Below are 19,588 nucleotides of genomic sequence, written 5' to 3'. Positions count from 1 at the left end.
TCCGGTCCTGTGCAGCGGTCCTGTTCGGCGGTACGGGCGAAGCGGGGGCCGGCGGCCAGCCCCGCGGGGTCAGGCCGGCAGCGGCTCCAACCCGCGGATCTCGCGGATGCCTAGCCCGGGCGCGTCGGTGACGGTGATCTCCGACTCGTTGAAGATAACCCCGCCGTCGACAGGATTGAATGCGCACAGCGAGGGACCGTCCAGGTCGACCTTGGTGATCACATTGGCCTTGGCCACCGCCAGGTGGACCGCGGCGGCGACGCTGATGCTGGTCTCGATCATGCAGCCGATCATGCAGTCGACGCCGTACATGGCCGCGATGTCGGCGATCTGGATCGCCTTGGACAGGCCGCCGGTCTTCATCAGCTTGATGTTGATGATGTCTGCCGCGCGCATCCGGATCAGGTCGATGACCTCGGCCGGGCCGAACACGCTCTCGTCGGCCATGATCGGGGTATGCACCCGGTCGGTCACGTACTTCATCCCGTCCAGGTCCTGGGCCTTGACCGGTTGCTCGACCAGTTCGAGACGCACGCCCGCATCCTCCAGGGTCTGCAGCGCGTACACCGCCTGCTTGGCGGTCCAGCCCTGGTTGGCGTCCAGGCGCAGCAGGGCGCGGCCCTCGACCGCGGCGTAGATCGCCTTGACCCGCTCGATGTCGACGCCGATGTCCTTGCCGACCTTGATCTTCAGCGACTCGAAGCCGCGGTCGCAAGCGGCGATCGAGTCGGCGACCATTTTCTCGATGTAATCGACGCTGATGGTGATGTCGGTGGTGATCACCGGGTCGCCGCCGCCGAGCATCTTGTACAGCGGCGCGCCGTAGAGCTGGCCGAACAGGTCGTAGACCGCGATCTCGACCGCGGCCTTGGCGCTGGAATTCTTCTCGATCGCGCCCTGGATCAGGCCGGTGATGCGGTTGAGGTTGGCGATCTCCTGGCCGATCAGGCGCGGCGAGATGAACTTGCGGATCGCCTCGACGATCGAGCCGTGGGTGTCGCCGGTGATCACCGCGGTGGCCGGCGCCTCGCCGTAGCCGATGTGGCCGGTATCGGTATGGACGGTCACGACGATGTCCTCGACCGTGTCGACGGTGCGCAATGCGGTCTTGAACGGCGTCTTCAGCGGTACCCGCAGCATGCCGAATCGGATGTCGGTGATCTTCATGTGGTCGATGGTCTGGACTGGTTCGTCGGTCGGAAAGAGGAGAGGCGCGCGGGCGGCGGAAAGTTCACTATCCGGGCGCGCACGAAGGCGTGAAGCCGGGCCGGCGGGCGGCGCGGCGGGCGTGCGGGGCGGCTCGTCCTGAGCGCGGGCGCAGGCTCATGGGCGGATCCGCTGGATGCTGGTGATGCGGTCCACGGTGGGGTGTTGGCGGTCGAACAGCAGCGGCACCAGCGGCGTCACCGAGACGCCGTTGAGGCGCACCCGGGCCAGCTCGCCGGTGCGGTCGCGGAAGGTGATGCCGGTGGTGTCGTGGATCACGTAGGGCCAGCCGTCCTGGTGGCCGACCACCATCATCACGTGGCCGGGGATGTAGATCAGGTCGCCTACCTGCAAGGTCTTGAGCAGCGCCAGGCGGTCGTCGTGGCTGAGGTCCTGCGCCAGGTCGATGCGGTTCAGCGCCGGGCTGACCGCCTGGTCGCGGGTGTTGCGCGGCAGCTGCACGCCGAAGCTGCGGTAGATCTCGGAGACGAAGCCGCTGCAGTCGCGGGTGTTGTAGGAATGGCCCCAGCCGTAGCGTTCGCCGAAGAACTTGAAGCCCTGCCGGACCAGGTGCGACTGGGTCAGCGGCAGGTAGTCGGCGGCGGTGTCGGCGGTGCGCGGCAGCAGGGCGGGGGAGAACTTCAGCCGCCCTTCCTGATCGCGATACGGAAGCTCGATCACATATGAAGCGTAATGGTGTTGGCCGTTGACCTCGCGCTGCGCCGGCCAGTCGGCCAGCCACGGCACGCGCACGCCCATCTCCAGTTGCACGTCGGACACGCCGGGCTGTTCGGGCGCGTGCACGGTGCGGGCGGTGGCGCCGGTGACGATGCGGTACGGCGCCTTGCGCACATAGGCGAAGATCTCCTTGGCCTCGCCTTCGGCGATGCGGTCTTTCTCGACCCAAGCCGCGTACAGCTCGCTGACCACGAACCAGTAGCGGCCGTCGGCGCTTTCGTGCGCGATCGCCACCGGCGTGCCGGGGAACAGCGCGCTTTCCTGGAACCGGTCGATGTCGGTGTCGCCGCGGCTGGTGAACACCCGCAGCCGGGTCGGGAAGGTGCGCAGGTCGGCGCGGCGCACGACCATGCCGTAGCGGCGCGGCTGCCGGGCCGGGATCGCCTCCAGCGCCAGCGCGTCGGCCAGCGCCTGCAGGGTCGCCGCCGGCACCGCCTCGCCGCGTTCGTCGTACAGGGTTTCCTCGCGCGGTTGCGACAGGGCCTGGATCCAGGACCGCACCTGCTCGCGCGGCAACTGCGCCGGCAGGCGTTCGATGTCGTGCACCGAGGGGTCGAGTTCGCGCAGGCGCCGGTTCTGCGCGGCGATCGCGGCGCGGTCGAGGATCGCGGTATCCGGCGTGGCCTGTTGGCCGATCCAGTAGTCGGCGTTCAATTGCCCCTCCTCGATGCCGATCACCCCGGTCGCCGGCGGCCGCGCCTGTGCGGCCAGGCCCAGCGTCAGGGCGACGGCGAGGGTGCCGCTCCACAACGCGGCGTTGCGACGGGCGCCTGGCGGGCGGCCGGCGGGTGGCTGGCGGAAAGCGCTACGCATCGCTGCATGCTCCGGGTGCGCCGGATCGGTCCGGACGCCTGCTCGGCCCGATGCCGGTCGTCCGGCACCGACCCGGAACGCCAACCGTGCGCACCGGGCCGATCTGAGAATACATACTTCGAGACGTGAATTGATAGGGAATAATTTATTGACCACGCCCACCGCCCATGTTACACAGCCATGAACCGATGGCCCCCGCGTGGGTGACACCAGGTATGGATCCCGTGACTGACCTGCTGTTTATCGCTCCCCGCGCGAGGGCCATCGCTTTGTCCGCGCGCCGCCGCGCCGCCGCGCTCGGGCTCGGCCTGACGTTCGCCCTGCCGGCGGCGCTGGTGCTGGACCTGATCGTGCCGGCCTGGGCGGCGCAGAGCGAGGCCGGCGCCGATGCCGCCGCCTCGGCCTCGCAACAGGCCGAGCAGACCTTGGCCGCGATCCGCGCCCTGATCGACGGCGGCGACTTCCGCGACGCCGGCGCGCGCATCGAACGCTCGCTCAGCCTGCCCGGGCTCAGCCCCAAGCTGCGCCGGGCGATCGCCTTCGAACGCGAGCGCATGCGCCGGATCCGCCTGGACTTCAGTCTCGACCGCGAACAGGCCGAGGCCAAGGTCCGCAACCAGATTCCCGACCTGCGCGGCGAAGAGTTCGCCGCCTGGGACGCCGCCGGCCTGCTCGAGTACCAGGTCATCGACGGCGACAAGCGTTATTTCCAGCGCGCGCCGTCTAACCTGTTCCGGCTCAGCGGCGAGGCCCTGGCGCGGCGCCGGCCCGACGCCAAGCCCTTGAGCCAGGGCCCGATGGAGCGGCTCGGTCCGCATCACGCCGAAGTCCGCGACGCCGCGCTGGCGCGCGGCTACGGCGCGCCGCGGCGGGTGCGCATCACCCAGTCGCTGAGCGTCGCCGCCGATGCGGTGCCGGCCGGGCAGCGCCTGCGCGCCTGGCTGCCGTACCCGCGCGCGATCGCCCACCAGCAGGAGGCCATCCGCTTCCTCGCCAGCGCGCCGGCGCAGCACCGCATCGCCCCGGAGTCGGCGCTGCAGCGCACGGTCTACCTGGAGCAGACCGCGCGCGCCGGCCAGCCGACCCGGTTCGAAGTCAGCTACGAGCTCACCGTCTACGGCCAGTACCGGGCGATCGATCCCGACAAGGTGGTCGCCGCGCCGGTCGACGCGACGACCCGGCCGTACCTGGGCGAGCGCCTGCCGCACGAAGCCCACACCCAGGCGCTGCGCAAGTTCTCGCGCGAGGCGGTCGGCGACGAGACCCGGCCCTACTACATCGCCAAGAAACTCTACGCCGCGGTCGACCGCATTCCCTGGGCCGGCGCGCGCGAGTACTCGACGATCTCCAACATCTCCGACTACGCCCTGCACGCCGGCCACGCCGACTGCGGCCAGCAGACCCTGCTGTTGATGGCCCTGCTGCGCCTCAACGGCATTCCCGCGCGCTGGCAGTCGGGCTGGGTGTACGGCGACGACGGCTACACCAACATGCACGACTGGGCCTGGATGTACCTGGCGCCGTACGGCTGGGTGCCGGTGGACGTGACCACCGGCCGCTTCGACAGCGCCGATCCGCAACTGGCCGACTTCTACTTCGGCGGCCTGGACGCGTACCGGGTGGCCTACAACGACGATTACGGCCGCGAATTCGTTCCGGCCAAGACGCACGAACGCTCCGAAACCGTGGATTCGCAACGGGGCGAGGTCGAGTGGGAAGGGGGAAATCTCTACTTCGACCAATGGGACTACGACTACCAAGCGCAGGTGCTGCCCGCAACGAAGTAAGCCCGCGGCCCGCGTCAACCTATGAAGGGGAGGAAGTGCGGTGATGAAAGGCAAGACCTTGGTCAGAACCGGTTTGAGCATGGCGATGGGGATCTGCCTTGCTTCGATGGCGTTGCCGGCGCTGGCGGCCAATACCGACGGCTCGCTCGCCGGCCGGGTGGACGCCGGCGCCGAAGTCACGGTGAACAATCCCGAGACCGGCTTCACCCGCACCGTGCGCGCCGATGCGGACGGCCACTACCGCTTTCCGTTCCTGCCGATCGGCACCTACAAGCTGCAGGCCAGCAAGGACGGCGCGCCGGTCGGCGAGGCGGTCGAGGTGGTGGTCAGCCTCGGCAACGAGGCCAACATCAACCTCGGCGACGCGACCAACCTCGGCGCGGTGCAGGTGATCGGCTCGCGGGTGATCTCGCCGGTCGACGTGCGCTCGACCGAATCGGCGACCAACGTCACCAAGGCCGAACTCGAACGCGTTCCGGTCGGCCGCGACGCGCAGTCGGTGGCCTTGCTGGCGCCGGGCGTGATCCAGGGCCAGTACGGCGGCGCCTCCTTCGGCGGCTCCTCGGTGTCGGAGAACGCGGTCTACATCAACGGCCTCAACGTCACCGACTTCTACAAGCGGGTCGGCTTCTCCTCGGTGCCGTTCGGTTTCTTCAAGGAGTTCCAGGTCAAGACCGGCGGCTACTCGGTCGAGTTCGGCCGCACCACCGGCGGCGTGATCAACGCGGTCACCCAGTCGGGCACCAACGAATTCAAGTTCGGCACCGAACTGGTGTGGGAGCCGTCCTCGCTGCAGTCGGAAGGCAAGAACCACTTCGACGCCGACGGCAACCCCTATCGGGTCGCCAGCCGCGACCAGTACGACCGCACCAACCTCAACCTGTACGCGTCCGGCCCGATCGTGAAGGACAAACTGTTCTTCTACGCGATGTACGAGTTCCGCGACTACCAGCCGGAGAGCACCAACGACGCCGGCAGCACCTTCTTCAAGGGCAAGTCGGACAAGGGTTTCTGGGGCACCAAGCTGGACTGGCAGATCAACGACAGCCACCTGCTGGAGTTCCTGGCCTTCTCCGACAAGAACGAGACCACCACCGACAACTACCGCTACGACTTCGCCGCCGGCCAGCGCGGCGCGCGCACCAATACCCAGTTCAGCGAGGGCGGCGGGGTCAACTGGGCGCTGACCTACACCGGCTATCTGACCGAAAGCCTGTCGGTCAAGGCGCTGTACGGCGAGAACAAGCGCGACCGCATCCAGACCAGCGTCAACGACGTGCAGTGCGACGCGGTCCAGGACCGCCGCCGCGCCGGCCTGCCGCAGATCGGCTGCGTGTCCTCGGCTCAGATCGAGAAGGGCGAGGACCGGCGCGAGGCGGCGCGGCTGGACTTCGAATGGCAGCTCGGCGACCACCTGCTGCGCTTCGGCCTGGACCGCGAGGTCAATACCTCCGACAACGAAAGCTTCTACCCGGGCCCGACCCGGCGCTACTACCAGATCTACCCGACCCTGCCGGGCACCCGGCTGGAGAACGGCGGCATCGTCCCGGCCGGGGTCAACGCCTACGTGCGCGCGCGCCAGCAGGAGGTCAGCGGCAGCTTCGAGTCGATCAACAGCGCCTACTACATCGAGGACAACTGGCAGGTCACGCCGAACCTGATGCTCAACGCCGGCCTGCGCATGGAGGCCTTCGACAACAAGAACGGCGAAGGCAACACCTACATCAAGATCGACGACATGCTGGCGCCGCGGCTGGGCTTCTCCTGGGACTTCCGCGGCGACGGCCGTTCCAAGCTGTTCGGCAACGTCGGCCGCTACTTCCTGCCGATCGTCAACCAGATCAACGTCAAGCAGGCCGGCGCTTTCCTCGACGAGCGCACCTTCTATGTGTTCAACGGCCTGGAGTCGTTCCAGTACAACGGCGCCACCTACCAGCGGCCGATCCTCGGCGCGCAGATCGGCCCGGTCGACAACAGCCAGGGCGACGGCACGGTCGGCGACCTGCGCAGCGAGGTCGACGCCGACATCGATCCGGTCTACCAGGACGAGCTGATCCTGGGCTTCCAGTCGATGCTCGACGAGACCTGGTCGTGGGGCGTGCGCGGCATCTACCGCCGCCTGCACAACGCCATCGACGACATGAACCTGACCTCGAACGGGATCCTCTGCGGCGGCGAGCCCGGCAGCATCGGCTACATCATGGGCAACCCGGGCAAGACCGCGACGGTCTACACCGACACCAACTGCGACGGCGTCAACGACGGCTACGTCAACATCGACACCTCGCGCGCCGGCTGGGCGCTGTACGACGCCGACGGCAACTACGTCGGCGACCGCGGCTGGGTCAAGCCCAAGCGCACCTACCGCGCGCTGGAGTTCATGCTCGACCGCGCCTGGGACGACAAGTGGGCGTTCAACGCCTCCTACACCTGGTCCAAGAGCGAGGGCAACGCCGAAGGCCCGTCGAACTCCGACTTCGGTTTCGACAACACCGGCCGCACCGAGTCCTTCGACGATCCGTTCGTAAACTTGAACGGCGACGGCCCGCTGCCCAACGACCGCCGGCACCAGATCAAGCTGCGCGGCGCCTACGCCATCAACGACCACTGGTCGCTCGGCGCCACCCTCAACGCCCAGTCGGGCCGGCCGATCAACGCCTTCGGCAAGGGCAACCCGTTCGACGGCACCAGCTACCACAGCTTCTACGTCTGCGTGTCCAACTGCCAGGCCGACTTCGACCAGCGCGTCTACCAGCTGCGCCGGCGCGGTTCCGGCGGCGACCTGCCCTGGACCTTCGACGTCGGCGCCAGCGTGACCTACCAACGCTCCTTCGCCGCCGCCGACCTGCGGGTCAAGTTCGCCGTCTACAACCTGTTCAACCAGCAGCGGGTGCTGGAGGTCGACGACGAATTCGAAAGCGGCATCGGCGTGCGCAACGACTTCTACCGTTTCGGCACCGGCTACCAATCGCCGCGTTACGCGCAATTGACGGTGTCCCTGGACTTCTGATCCCGCGGACCCCCTTGGCGGCCCAGGAACGGGCCGCCCTTTCTTTTCGTTCAGGACTGCCCGATGCGACGACTACGACTCCCGCGGGCGGTCCTGCTTTTTGTTTCCCTGCTCGCGGCCCCGCTGGCGGCCAGCGCCACGCCGGCCGCGCCGCAGGCCGAGCTGGACCGCATCGTCGACGGGATCCGCGCGCACTACGCCTTGCCCGGCGTGGCCGTGGCGGTGGTCGAAGACGGACGGGTGACGTACCGGCGCACCGCCGGCGTGCGCGCGCTCGGCGAGGACGGCGCGGTCGGCCCGCGCAGCTTGTTCAAGATCGCCTCCAACACCAAGGCCATGACCGCCGCCGCGCTGGCGCGGCTGGTCGATGCCGGCAAGCTGCGCTGGGACGACCCGGTGACGCGTTATCTGCCGCAGTTCCGGATGAGCGAGGACTGGGTCACCCGCGAGTTCCAGGTGCGCGACCTGCTGGTACACAACAGCGGCCTGCGCGCCGGCGCCGGCGACTTGATGCTGTGGCCCGAGCCCAACGCCTACACTCGCGCCGACATCCTGCACGGCCTGCGCTATCTGCGCCCGCAGCATAGTTTTCGCTCGCGCTACGCTTACGACAACCTGCTCTACATCGTCGCCGGCGAGGTCGCCGCGGCCGCCGCCGGCGCGCCCTACGAAACCGTGCTGCAGCGCGAGGTGTTCGCGCCGCTGGGCATGCGCGGATGCCGGGTCGGCGCGTGGACGCCGGGCGCCGGGGACGAGTTGGCCCAGCCGCATGCGCGGCGCGGCCGGGACTACGTCGTGGTGCGCCGCGACGGCGCCGGCATTCCGGCCAGCACCATGGACCCGGCCGGCGGGGTGCGCTGCAGCCTCGACGACATGGCGCTATGGCTGCAGGCCTGGCTGGATCCGGACCGTCGCGGCGCCGACGGCCGGCGCTGGCTGTCGGCCGATCAGCGCCAGGCGGTGTGGGCGGCGCAGATGCCGATGCCGGTGTCCGCGCGGCAGCGCGACTGGTCGCAGACCCGGTTCTCCGCCTATGGCTACGGCTGGCGGCTCAGCGACGTGCACGGACAGTTCAAGGTCTCCCACACCGGCACCCTGATGGGCATGTATTCGTTGACGACGATGCTGCCGGAGCGGCGCAGCGGCTTCGTGGTGCTGATCAACGGCGATGCCGGCGATGCGCGCAGCGTATTCGACCAAGTATTGAGCGAGCGCTACGCGGCGCCGCCGCAGCCGCGCGACTGGTCGTGGTACGCGCAGGCGATCGCGCGCGATGCCGCGGCGCCGGCCAAGCGGCGCGGGCCGGACACCTCGGCGCGCCGGCTTGCGCGCCGCGCCGGCCTGGCGCCCTGGCTGGGCCGCTACCGCGACCCCTGGTTCGGCGAGGCCTCGGTCTGCGCGCAGGGCGATACGGTGCGGTTCGTCGCAGGCAAGTCGCCGCTGCTCAGCGGTAAGATCCAGCAGGTCGGCGGGCGTTGGCTGGTCGACTGGGACGCGGACGAGGTCGACGCCGAAGCCTGGCTGGATTTCGCCCGCGCGCCCGACGGCGGCATCACCCTCGGCATGAGCAAGGTCGACCCGGATGCGGACTTCAGCTACGACTACGAGGACCTGGCGTTCGCGCGTATCGGCGATTGCGGTTGAGGCCTGCGCCCTGCTGGTGCTGATCGGCTGCGTCGCCGCGGTGCGTTCGCCGCAGGCGCAGCGGACGGCAGATGCGGCCGTGGCGCCGACGGTGTCGCCGGCGAAGCGCGCGGCCGAGGCCGGCATGGTCGAGATCCGTCGCCTGGCGCCCGACCTGTCGCTGGACATCCGCTACGCCGGCAGCGACAACTTCGTCGGCCGTCCGGTCGCCGGCTACGAGGCGCCGGCCTGCTATCTGCACGAACGCGCCGCGCAGGCCCTGGCGCGGGTCGAGCGCGGCTTGCGCGCGCAAGGGCTGCGCCTGCGCGTCTACGACTGCTACCGGCCGGTGCGGGCGGTGCGCGATTTCGTCGCCTGGGCCGGCGATCCCGACGACCAGAGCGGAAAATCCGAGTACTACCCGCACCTGGACAAGAGCGCGCTGCTGGGCGCCTACATCTCGCCGACCTCCGGCCACAGCCGCGGCGCGACCGTGGACCTGACCCTGCTCGCGCCGCGCGACGGGCGTTACGCGCCCCTGGACATGGGCACCGGCTTCGACTTCTTCGATCCGGCGGCGAATACCGAGTCGCCGGAGGCGAGCCCCGAGCAACGCGCCAATCGGGAGCGCCTGCGCCAGGCCATGGCCGCCGAAGGCTTCGAGAACTACCCGCTGGAATGGTGGCACTACACCTACCGCCCCGAACCGACCCCGCAGACCGCGTACGATTTTCCGGTGCGGTAACGGACCGGCTGTAGGAGCGGCGGCTCTTTGTAGGAGCGGCGTAAGCCGCGACAACCGAAGCGGTGCGATACCACGTACGTTCCCGAAGCCCGGCTTTCCGGTTGTTTGGTTGCCGATCGCTCGCGGATCAGGCTTCGGCCGGCTTTGCTCGCGTACCTCGCTGCGGCTGTCGCGGCTTACGCCGCTCCTACAAGGGGAGGCGGCTTTGTGTAGGAGCGGCGTGAGCCGCGACAGCCGAAGTGGTGCGATGCCACGCATGCTTACGAAGCCCGGTTGCCTGGTGATCGAACGCTAATGGATCGGCGCGCCGGGCAGGTACAACTCGGCGATCTTCAGCGCCAGCCGGTAGGGTTCGGGATCGTTGCGGTTGCTCAGCACCGCGACGCTGAGCCGGCGCTGCGGCCAGCGCACGAATACGTTGCGGAAGCCGATCGATTCGCCGGAATGCCACAGGGTCTCGCCGGTGATGCGCCAGCCGTAGCCGTACTCGACCTCGGCCTGGTCGGTCGGCGTGTGCGGCGCGAACGCCAACTGGCGCGAGGCCGCGCTGAGCAGGCGGTCGTCGTACAGCGCCGCGTCCCACTTGGCCAGGTCGTCGATCGAGGCATAGATGCCGCCGTCGCCGAGAACGGCGCTGGTCGGGCTCTGGTCGGTGCGGCGCCACCGCCCTTGTTCGAGGCTGTAGCCGTAGGCGCGCTGCGCCACTTCCGACACGCCGCGCTCGTAGGCGACCGCCTCGCGCATGCCCAGCGGCAGAAAGATGCGGTCGCGCAGAAATACGGCGTAACCCTGGCCGGAAGCCTTTTCGACGATCAGGGCGAGCAGGGCATAGCCGCTGTTGCTGTAGCGGTAGCCCTGGCCGGGAGCGAAGTAGGTCCGGTCCTGACTCTCCAGCACCTGCAACACGTCGGCATCGCGCATCTGCCGTTCGCCGTCGTCGTAGCGACCGGGCGGCATGACGTCTTCGTAATCGATCAGGCCCGAGGTGTGGCTCAGTACCTGGCGGATCGTGATCGCATCGCAGGCCGGCGGCAGGCTCGGCAGCCAGCGCTTGACCGGATCGTCCAGGCCCAGCTTGCCGTCCTGGATCAGCAACAGCACCGCGGCGGCGGTGAACTGCTTGCTGATCGAGGCCAGGCGGTAGTGGGTGTCCGGCGTCGCCGCAGCGCCGGTCTCGAGATCGGCCAGGCCGTAGCCGCGCCGCAACAAGGGACGGCCCTCATGCAGCACCAGCACGCTGGCGCCGGGCAACCGGCCGGCGTAGTCGTGCATCAGCGCCGCGACCGCCGCGTCGCGGCCGGAAGAGGGGGCGGCTGCATTGCGGGAGGACGGCGTGGAGCAGGCGGCGAGCGTAGCGGCCGCGATCGATAGGATGAGCGTGCGCATCGGCCGATAGTGCAGCGCGATGCGTCGCGCGGGAAGTGGCGCCGCCGCGGTCCGCCGGCGCAGGCGCGCGATGCGCGAGACGCGTCGCAGTACCTGCATGGGTACCTGCATGGGGACGGAGGGGGTTAAGCCGAAGACTTAACCCCTTTCCGTCCCTATTTCGTCGTCCCTGTTCCGCCCGACCGCCAGGGCGCGCAGACGGATTCGCCCCGATCGTGGAACGCTGCGGCCCGCTCCGGTTCGCATCAGGCGCTTGCTATTGAATAGCGCGCTATGTAAATTGCGAGCCCATGAAGACCTCACCCGCCACCGCCAAGCCGCCGCGTTCGAGCCTGCTGCTCGACGATCAGCTCTGCTTCGCCCTGTACTCGACCGGGCTGGCGCTGAACAAGGTCTACCGCGGGCTGCTCGGCAAGCTCGGCCTGACCTATCCGCAGTACCTGGCGATGATGGTGCTGTGGGAGCGCGACGGCGTGACCGTCTCGGAGATCGGCGAGCGCCTGTTCCTGGATTCGGCCACCCTGACTCCGTTGCTCAAGCGCCTGGAGACCGCCGGCCTGCTGACCCGCACCCGCTCCGCCAGCGACGAGCGCCAGGTGGTGATCGAGCTGACCAAGCAGGGCCGCGCGCTCAAGACCAAGGCGCAGGGCGTGCCCAACGGCGTGTCCTGTGCGGTCGAAGACTGCAGCCTGGAGCAGCTGACCGTGCTCAAGGCGCAACTGGAAAGCCTGCGCGGCAGCCTTCTGCGCCATGCCTGACCCGCTACCGCGTTCCCTTACCCGTTCCTGCTCTCCGAATCTGCAAAAAACAGTAGTTCCAGCTAAAAAATAGCGCGCTATTAGATAGCGAAGCATAGATTCACCGTCGGCACCACCGCTCCCTCCCACTCATCCCGATCCAAGGAATTCCGCCATGTCCCTCGACACCGTTCTCTACACCGCCCACGCTCACGTCACCGGCGGCCGCGACGGCCGCGCCGTCTCCTCCGACAACGCACTGGAAGTGCAGCTGAGCACCCCGCGCGAGCTCGGCGGCGCCGGCGGCGCCGGCACCAATCCCGAGCAGTTGTTCGCCGCCGGCTACTCGGCCTGCTTCATGGGCGCGATGAAGTTCGTCGCCGGCCGCGAGAAGATCGCCTTCCCGGCCGACGCCGCGATCGACGGCAGCGTCGGCATCGGCCCGCTGCCGACCGGTTTCGGCATCCAGGCCGAGCTGAAGATCTCGCTGCCGGGCCTGCCGCGCGAACAGGCGCAGGCGCTGATCGAAAAGGCCCACGTGGTCTGCCCGTACTCGAACGCGACCCGCGGCAACATCGACGTGACCCTGACCCTGGTCTGATCGGCGCCGGCTCGGCCCGAGCCGATCCGAACGACTCTGCAGCGACAGCGAAGACCCGGACGCGCGAGCGTCCGGGTCTTTCGTTTCGCCCTCCATGCGCCGACGAAGAAGCCACCACGGATCCCGTGCACGGCGAACCGCGGCATCGGCGTGAAATCCGCGTGCAGGCCCGGTGAGCGTCGGTGAGTTCGTCCGCGCGCACGGCGAATACACTGCGGCGACGCCCAGCCGTCCGCGCGAGGTGCCTCCCTTCTCCGATCGCGATCCAACCGCATTCGGGTCCAGCGACCTGGCGGCACGCAACAACCAGCGCAATCCCCGTCGTCGATACGCAGTCGATTCGCTTTAGTATTCGATTCGGTCGTTGTCAGTCCCGGCCGGGCGCGACCCGGCGATTTGCTGACACGGGCGCGGCGTCTCCCCCACGAAGGTCCTCGTCCTTCGGCCGTCCCGTCCGTGTCCGTCCGTAAAATGGAGGAACGGATATGCCCGCACGCGCACCAGCCCGCTTTCGCCTGCACCCGCTCAGCCTCGGCATCACCCAGGCGATTCCGCTCCTGCTAGCGCTGCAACTATGGTCCGGCCAGGCCCACGCCGCGTGCACGCCGGCGGCGCCGGTCGACAACGACGTGGTCAGTTGCACCGGCGTGCCGATCCTGCTGCCGCCGAACCCGAACAGCTTCCTCAGCAACGCCAACAACCTCAACGTCACCGTCCAGGCCGGCGCGATCATGAGCACGCTGCCGGGCGGCACGGCCATGACCTTCGGCGGCAACGGCCTGACCCTCAACAACCTCGGCGCGATCGACGCCAACGCCGCCGGCTCGCTGGTGCTGGCGCGGGCGCTGTCGGTCGGCAACCTGGTCGTGCCCGGCAGCGGCAACGTCGTCGTCAACAACCAGGGCAGCATCGAAGGCACCTTCGACGGCACCTTCGGCCTGGCCGGGGCGGCGATGGTGATCGCCAACACCGGCGCCACCACGATCACCAATTCCGGCTCCATCGGCATGACCGCGCTGGGCCTGTTCGACCCGATCAACTCGATCGCGGTCGGCATCTACGGCGGCGGCAACGTCAACTTCACCAACACCGGCACCATCACCGGCCGGGTCGCGTTCTCCAGCCCGACCAGCGGCGGCAACACCTTCGTCAATGCCGGCACCATCAACGGCAGCGTCTCGCTCGGCACCACGCTGAGCAACGACACCTTCGTCGCGGTGACCGGGTCCAGCATCAACGGCGGACTGGTGCCGCTGCCGGGCGTGACCATTCCGACGCCTTCGGTGCCGGTGAGCTTCCTGACTTACGCCGCCGGCGGCACGGTCGACGCCGGCATCGGCGGCCTGGACACGCTGGTGCTGCAGAACACCGTCGCCGGGCCCGGCTCGGGCAGCGGCGGCAGCGGCACGGTGTCGGCGCTGCAGTACCTCAATTTCGAAAACCTGACCGTCAACAGCGGCACCTGGACCCTGCAGGGCGCGCTGGTCAGCGGCAGCGCGACGCTCAACGGCGGCACCGCGATCTTCGACGATGCCTTGTCGTTCGGCGCCGGCACCCTGACCGCCAACGGCGGCGCGATCCAGGCCTCGGTCGGCGGGCTGACCCTGGCCCAGAACGTCAACCTGACCGGCGGCCTGATCGTGCAGGGCGCCAACAGCCTGACCCTGGGCGGTACGGTCGGCGGCAGCGGCGGCCTGATCAAGAACGGCGCCGGCACCCTGACCCTGGCCGGCAGCAACAACTTCAGCGGCGGCCTGGCGCTCAACGGCGGCGGCCTGACCTTGGGCAACGCCAGCTCGCTCGGCACCGGCCTGTTCCTGGTCGGCGGTCCGGCGGCGCTCAATACCGCCTTCACCGGTACCTTGACCAATCAGGTCCAGCTCAACGGTGCGCTGACCCTCAACGGCGCCGGCAGCCTGACCCTGGGCGGCAATATCAACGGCGCCGGCAGCCTGACCCTCGCCAGCGGCAACCTGGCCCTGACCGGCAGCAACAACTACAGCGGCGGCACCGTGCTGCAAGCCGGTTCGATCGATGTCGGCAACAACAGCGCGCTCGGCATCGGCAGCCTGACCGTCAACGGCGCCGGCAGCCTGACCGGTGCGGCGGGGGTGACGCTGACCAACAACATCGTGCTCAACAACACCCTCAACCTCGGCGCCGGCGGTGGCGGCGGCGCGTTGACCCTCAACGGCAGCATCAACGGCGCCGGCGGCCTCAGTCTGGCCGGCGCGCCCGGCGTGACCCTCAACGGCAACAACAATTTCTCCGGCGGTTTCAATCTCGGCGGCGGCGCCCTGGTGGTCGGCAGCAACACCGCGCTCGGCAGCGGCGCGGTCACGGTCAGCGGCGCCGGCAGCCTCGATGCGAATGCCGCGGTCAGCCTGACCAACAACTTCAACCTCAACGCCGGGCTGAGCGTGCTCGGCAGCAACAACCTCAGCCTCAACGGCACCCTCGGCGGACTCGGCGGCCTGACCAAGAGCGGCGCGGCAACGCTGAGCCTGGGCGGCGCCAATGGCTTCGCCGGCGGGGTCAACCTGCTCGGCGGCGGGCTCAACGTCGGCACCAACACCTCGCTCGGCCTCGGCGCGCTGACCGTCAACGGCGCGTCCAGCCTCAGCGCCAGCGCCGGGGTCAACCTCGGCAACGCGGTGGTGCTCAATGCCGATCTCGCGGTCGGCGGCAGCAACGACATCGCTCTCGGCGGCCTGGTCTCCGGCGGCGCCGGGCTGAGCTACAACGGCACCGGCACGCTCGCGCTCAACGGTCCCAACACCTTCGGCGGCGGCGTCGACCTGGCCAGCGGCAACCTGTCGGTGGGCAACAGCCTCGCCCTCGGCAGCGGCACGCTGAGCGTGCTCGGCAACGCCGGGCTCAGCGCCGGCGTGCCCGGCGTAGCGCTGGGCAACACGGTCGATCTCGCTAGCGGCACCACGCTGACCATCGGCGGCGCCAACGCGTTGGCGCTCAACGGCCCGATCGGCGGCGCCGGCGCGCTGGCCTACGCCGGCAGCGCTAGCCTGACCCTGGGCGGGGCGAACAATTTCGGCGGCGGCCTGACTTTGTCCGGCGGCAACCTGCTGCTCGGCACCGACAGCTCGCTCGGCACCGGCGCGCTCAACGTCGCCGGCAACGCCGGGCTCGCCAGCACCGGCGCCGCATTGACCCTGACCAATGCGGTCAACCTCGCCAGCGGCGCCGCACTGAACCTGGGCGGCAGCGCCGACCTGAGCTTGAACGGCACCGTCGCCGGCGATAGCGGCCTGATCAAGAGCGGCAGCGGCACCTTGTCGCTGGGCGGCGCCAACCTGTTCGCCGGCGGCGTCGACCTGCAGGCCGGCACCTTGGCGCTGGCGCAGTCGAGCTCGCTCGGCAGCGGCACGCTGACCGTCAGCGGCGCCTCGACCCTGGCCGCGTCGGCGCCGTTGAGCGTCGGCAATGCGATCGTGCTCAACGCCGGCCTGAGCATCGCCGGTAGCAATGATCTGACCCTGAGCGGCGCGATCGGCGGCAGCGGCGGGTTGAGTTTCAACGGACCGTCGACCCTGACCCTGAGCGGCGCCAATGCGTTCGGCGGCGGCGTCGCGCTCGGCGGCGGCACGCTCGCGGTCGGCGACGATCTGGCCCTCGGCAGCGGCAGCCTCAATGTCGGCGGCAGCGCGCAGTTGAGCGCGACCGGTGCCGGCATCGAACTGGCCAACGCGGTCAATCTCGGCGCCGGCACCACGCTCGCCGTGGTCGGCAGCAACGACCTCGCCCTGGACGGCACGATCGGCGGCGCCGGCGAGCTGGCGATGAACGGCACCGGCACGTTGAGCCTCAGCGCGGCGAACAACTTCGGCGGCGGCGTGGCCCTGAACTCGGGCGCGCTGGCGGTCGGCGATTCGCTCGCGCTCGGCACCGGCGCGCTCGCGGTCGGCGGCGACGCCGGCCTCAGCGCCAGCGCCGCGGGGGTGACCCTGGGCAATGCGATCAGCCTGGCCTCCGGCGCCGAACTGGCGATCGCCGGCAGCAACGATCTGGGGCTGAGCGGCACCATCGGCGGCGCCGGCAGCCTGGCGTACTCGGGCAGCGGCACCCTGACCCTGAGCGGCGCCAACAACTTCGGCGGCGGGGTGAACCTCAGCGCCGGTACTCTGGCGATCGGCAGCAATACCGCGCTCGGCACCGGCACCTTGGCGGTGAGCGGCAACGCCAGCCTCAGCGCCGCGATCGCCGGCCTGAACGTGGCCAATGCGGTCGACGTCGCCGCCGGCACCGCGCTCGACGTGACCGGCAGCAACCCGCTCAACCTCAGCGGCACGATCAGCGGCAGCGGTACCCTGATCAAGTCGGGCCCGGCCATGCTGACCCTGTCCGGCAGTCTGGTCGGCTTCGGCGGCGGCTTGTCGCTACAGGGCGGCGCGCTCGCCGTCGCCAATCCGATCGTCGCCGGCTTCACCTCCGCGGCCGGCACCAGCGCCAGCTTCAGCGCCGGCAACGACCGGCTCAGCGCCACCGGCGCGGTCGCCGGCGCGGTCGACCTGGGCGGCGGCGACGACCGCTACTACAGCAGCCTGGCCTTGTTGTCCGGCCTGACCGGCAGCATCGCCGCGGGCGCCGGCAGCGACACCTTCGCCGTCGGCGGCGGCGGCCAGGGCACGCTGCCCGCGGCCTCGTTGAGCGGTTTCGAACAGCTCGACGTCGCCAGCGGCGGCACCCTGGTGCTGGCTGCGGCCAGCACCGCCAACTTCGTCGACAGTTCCATCGCCGGCAACCTGGTGCTCGACGGCAGCTTGACCGGCAACGCCGCCGTACTCGCAGGCGGCGCACTCGTTGGGGATGGCGCGCTGACCGGCGCGCTGACGCTCGGCGGCACGCTGGCGCCTTCCGGCTTGGCCGGGGCGACCGGAGCGGCGGGCGGCAGCGCCTCGGTCGGCGCGTCGCTCAACGTCGCCAGCCTGAGCATGGCCGCGGGCGGCGTGCTGCAGGTGCGGCAGAACGGCGCCGGCGCCACCGACAGCGTGATCGTCGCCGGCACCGCCAACCTCAGCGGCGGCCAGGTGGTGGCGATTCCGCTCGCCGGCAGCTACGCGCCGGTCACCGACTACCGCATCGTCGATGCCGGCGCGATCAACGGCGCCTTCGCCGGCGTGGTCCAGAACGCCTTGCCCTTCCTCGACGCCAGCCTGATCGTGATCGGCAACGACGTGTTCCTGCGCCTGAGCGAGCACGACGCCGGCGGCACCGGCATCCGCTTCAACCAATTCCCCGGCCTGAGCGACAACCAGCAGGCGGTGGCCGACGCGCTGCAGGCGATCGCCGACGCCAACAGCGGCCAGCTGCCGACCCTGATCGCCGCCGCGCGCGGCCTCAGCGCGGCGCAGGCGCCGCGCGCCTTCGACACCCTCAGCGGCGAGACCTACGCCTCGCTGGCCAGCGCGCAGCGGTACAACGCCGAGCAACTGCAGCGCGGGGTGACGCGGCAGTTGGATCTGGTGCGCGATCTCGGCGTCGAAGACGAACGCAGCCTCGGCACGCTGTGGGCGACCGGCTACGGCGGCCGCGCCGAGTTCGACGGCGACGGCCTGGCCGGCATCGACAACCGCCTGGCCGGCGTGCTGTTCGGCCTGGAAGGTTCGCCGGGCGAAGCGTTCCGCTTCGGCGGTCACATCGGCCTGGCGCATTCCAGGCTGGAAACCGAGCGCCGCGACGACCGCATCGACGGCGATCAGTTCAATGTCGGCATCCACTGGCTGTACGCGCCGGGCGGATTCTGGACCCAGGGCGCGCTCGGCTACAGCTACGCCAGTTACGACGCCGAGCGCGAGATCGCGGTCGGCACCTTCAATGCGCGCAGCGATGCGCACTTCAGCGGCGACGGCGCCTATGCCGTGCTCGAAGCGGGCTGGCGCTGGGACGGCGGCAGCGTCCGGGTCGAACCCTTGCTCGGCGTGTACTACCACAAGTTCGAATCGATCCGGCTGCGCGAGCGCGGCGCCGGCGATGCCGACCTGGCGGTCGCCGCGGCCAGCTACGACGCCACCACCGCCGGCATCGGCGTGCGCCTGTCGATGGCCCCGGGGCAGGGCCGGCGCTGGCAGCCGACTGCGGACCTGCGCTACCTGCACGACCTGCAGGACGACGCGCCGTTCGCGCGCAACGCCTTCGTCGGCGCCAACGTGCCCGATTTCGGCGTGCGCGGCTTCGTCGCCGAGCGCAACCGCTGGAACGTCGGCCTCGGACTGAACTATCGGATAAGCCGGTACGGCAGCGGTTTCGTCGAGTACCGCGGCGACATCGGCAGCGACGATCGCGCCCATTCGCTCAACCTCGGCCTGCGCCTGGGCTGGGGCGGCGCGCCGGCGACGGCGATGGCGCGGCCGGCGCCGGTCGCGACGGCGAGCGTGGCGCCGAGTCCGGCTGCGGCGCCGGGACGAGTGCCAAGGCGATGATGGCGCTCGGATTGCAAGCCTCGCCCGGCGCCAGCGCCAGCGCGCGCGGCGCGATCGCCGCCGCGACGGCGGCGAATGCGGTCGCGGCTGCGACTTCTACCGCTACGGCGCCCGCCGCCGCGCCCGCGTCCGCCTATGCGCTGTCGGCCAGCAAGCCGGCCGGCGGTGCCTGCCCGACGCGCCCGGCCGCCGAGGCCGAGCCGCGCGGCGCACGGCCTATCGGCAAGACCCAGCGTGTCGCCAGCCGCGGCACCTCGAACAAGGCGAAGCCGCGCCGCGCGCCGGCGCGGCTCGCCGCACGCACACCGTCGTCCGCCCCTCCGTCGGGCGCGGTGCCCCTGTCTGCGGTCTGGTGCGACGAGGCTTCGGCCCGGAGCCAATGACCCCGGGTCGATTGCACCCGCCGCAGACAGGGTGGCGCTACCGATTCCGGTGCGCTGGACCGGAATCGGTAGTCGCCTTTTGGTGGGATTGGGGATTGGACGGGTTCGCGTTGCGGGTGCGC

11 protein-coding genes are annotated in these 19,588 nt (G+C 70.0%); 8 read left to right on the top strand and 3 right to left on the bottom strand.

From position 1 onward, the window contains the following. Positions 1-69: 69 nt before the first annotated feature. Positions 70-1,167: a dipeptide epimerase gene (locus tag K4L06_RS03955; protein ID WP_221670154.1), complete on the bottom strand. Its 1,098-nt coding sequence runs from the start codon at positions 1,165-1,167 to the stop codon at positions 70-72. 156 nt (positions 1,168-1,323) lie between these two features. Next, on the bottom strand, positions 1,324-2,757 hold the full coding sequence (locus tag K4L06_RS03950) for an SH3 domain-containing protein (RefSeq protein ID WP_221670153.1): 1,434 nt from the start codon (positions 2,755-2,757) through the stop codon (positions 1,324-1,326). Between the two features lie 425 nt (positions 2,758-3,182). Here K4L06_RS03950 and K4L06_RS03945 point away from each other — a divergent pair, with 425 nt between their 5' ends. The 4 genes from K4L06_RS03945 (at position 3,183) to K4L06_RS03930 (ending at position 9,922) form a co-directional block, all read left to right on the top strand. Beyond that, complete coding sequence (locus K4L06_RS03945; RefSeq protein ID WP_255595502.1) at positions 3,183-4,544, top strand: transglutaminase domain-containing protein; 1,362 nt, start codon at positions 3,183-3,185, stop codon at positions 4,542-4,544. Positions 4,545-4,587: 43 nt separating this feature from the next. After that, positions 4,588-7,554 (top strand): TonB-dependent receptor, encoded by a 2,967-nt coding sequence (locus tag K4L06_RS03940; protein ID WP_221670151.1) that lies wholly within the window; start codon positions 4,588-4,590, stop codon positions 7,552-7,554. 63 nt (positions 7,555-7,617) lie between these two features. Next, entirely contained in the window at positions 7,618-9,198 is a 1,581-nt protein-coding gene (locus K4L06_RS03935) for a serine hydrolase (protein WP_221670150.1), read from the top strand. 16 nt (positions 9,199-9,214) lie between these two features. Next, positions 9,215-9,922 (top strand): M15 family metallopeptidase, encoded by a 708-nt coding sequence (locus tag K4L06_RS03930; protein ID WP_343225724.1) that lies wholly within the window; start codon positions 9,215-9,217, stop codon positions 9,920-9,922. 291 nt (positions 9,923-10,213) lie between these two features. Here the strand turns inward: K4L06_RS03930 and K4L06_RS03925 are convergent, their stop codons facing one another. Beyond that, positions 10,214-11,308 (bottom strand): serine hydrolase domain-containing protein, encoded by a 1,095-nt coding sequence (locus K4L06_RS03925; RefSeq protein WP_221670148.1) that lies wholly within the window; start codon positions 11,306-11,308, stop codon positions 10,214-10,216. Between the two features lie 290 nt (positions 11,309-11,598). Between K4L06_RS03925 and K4L06_RS03920 the strand changes: the two genes are divergently transcribed. The 4 genes from K4L06_RS03920 (at position 11,599) to K4L06_RS03905 (ending at position 19,466) form a co-directional block, all read left to right on the top strand. Next, positions 11,599-12,066, top strand: a complete 468-nt coding sequence (locus K4L06_RS03920; RefSeq protein WP_221670147.1) for a MarR family transcriptional regulator — start codon at positions 11,599-11,601, stop codon at positions 12,064-12,066. Between the two features lie 154 nt (positions 12,067-12,220). After that, on the top strand, positions 12,221-12,646 hold the full coding sequence (locus K4L06_RS03915; RefSeq protein ID WP_221670146.1) for an organic hydroperoxide resistance protein: 426 nt from the start codon (positions 12,221-12,223) through the stop codon (positions 12,644-12,646). Between the two features lie 485 nt (positions 12,647-13,131). Beyond that, complete coding sequence (locus tag K4L06_RS03910; RefSeq protein WP_221670145.1) at positions 13,132-19,083, top strand: autotransporter outer membrane beta-barrel domain-containing protein; 5,952 nt, start codon at positions 13,132-13,134, stop codon at positions 19,081-19,083. Continuing rightward, complete coding sequence (locus K4L06_RS03905) at positions 19,080-19,466, top strand: hypothetical protein (protein ID WP_221670144.1); 387 nt, start codon at positions 19,080-19,082, stop codon at positions 19,464-19,466. Before K4L06_RS03910 ends, K4L06_RS03905 begins: the two co-directional genes overlap by 4 nt. Positions 19,467-19,588: the final 122 nt, after the last annotated feature.

Source organism: Lysobacter sp. BMK333-48F3, from assembly GCF_019733395.1.
Classification (GTDB): Bacteria; Pseudomonadota; Gammaproteobacteria; order Xanthomonadales; family Xanthomonadaceae; genus Lysobacter.
This window is presented reverse-complemented; position numbering and strand designations above follow the sequence as displayed.

Bases quoted from the DNA above. Each gene is read 5' to 3' on its own strand.
- K4L06_RS03955 (WP_221670154.1), bottom strand. From the start codon at position 1,167: ATGAAGATCACCGACATCCGATTCGGCATGCTGCGGGTACCGCTGAAG.
- K4L06_RS03950 (WP_221670153.1), bottom strand. From the start codon at position 2,757: ATGCGTAGCGCTTTCCGCCAGCCACCCGCCGGCCGCCCGCCAGGCGCC.
- K4L06_RS03940 (WP_221670151.1), top strand. From the start codon at position 4,588: ATGAAAGGCAAGACCTTGGTCAGAACCGGTTTGAGCATGGCGATGGGG.
- K4L06_RS03935 (WP_221670150.1), top strand. From the start codon at position 7,618: ATGCGACGACTACGACTCCCGCGGGCGGTCCTGCTTTTTGTTTCCCTG.
- K4L06_RS03925 (WP_221670148.1), bottom strand. From the start codon at position 11,308: ATGCGCACGCTCATCCTATCGATCGCGGCCGCTACGCTCGCCGCCTGC.
- K4L06_RS03920 (WP_221670147.1), top strand. From the start codon at position 11,599: ATGAAGACCTCACCCGCCACCGCCAAGCCGCCGCGTTCGAGCCTGCTG.
- K4L06_RS03915 (WP_221670146.1), top strand. From the start codon at position 12,221: ATGTCCCTCGACACCGTTCTCTACACCGCCCACGCTCACGTCACCGGC.
- K4L06_RS03910 (WP_221670145.1), top strand. From the start codon at position 13,132: ATGCCCGCACGCGCACCAGCCCGCTTTCGCCTGCACCCGCTCAGCCTC.
- K4L06_RS03905 (WP_221670144.1), top strand. From the start codon at position 19,080: ATGATGGCGCTCGGATTGCAAGCCTCGCCCGGCGCCAGCGCCAGCGCG.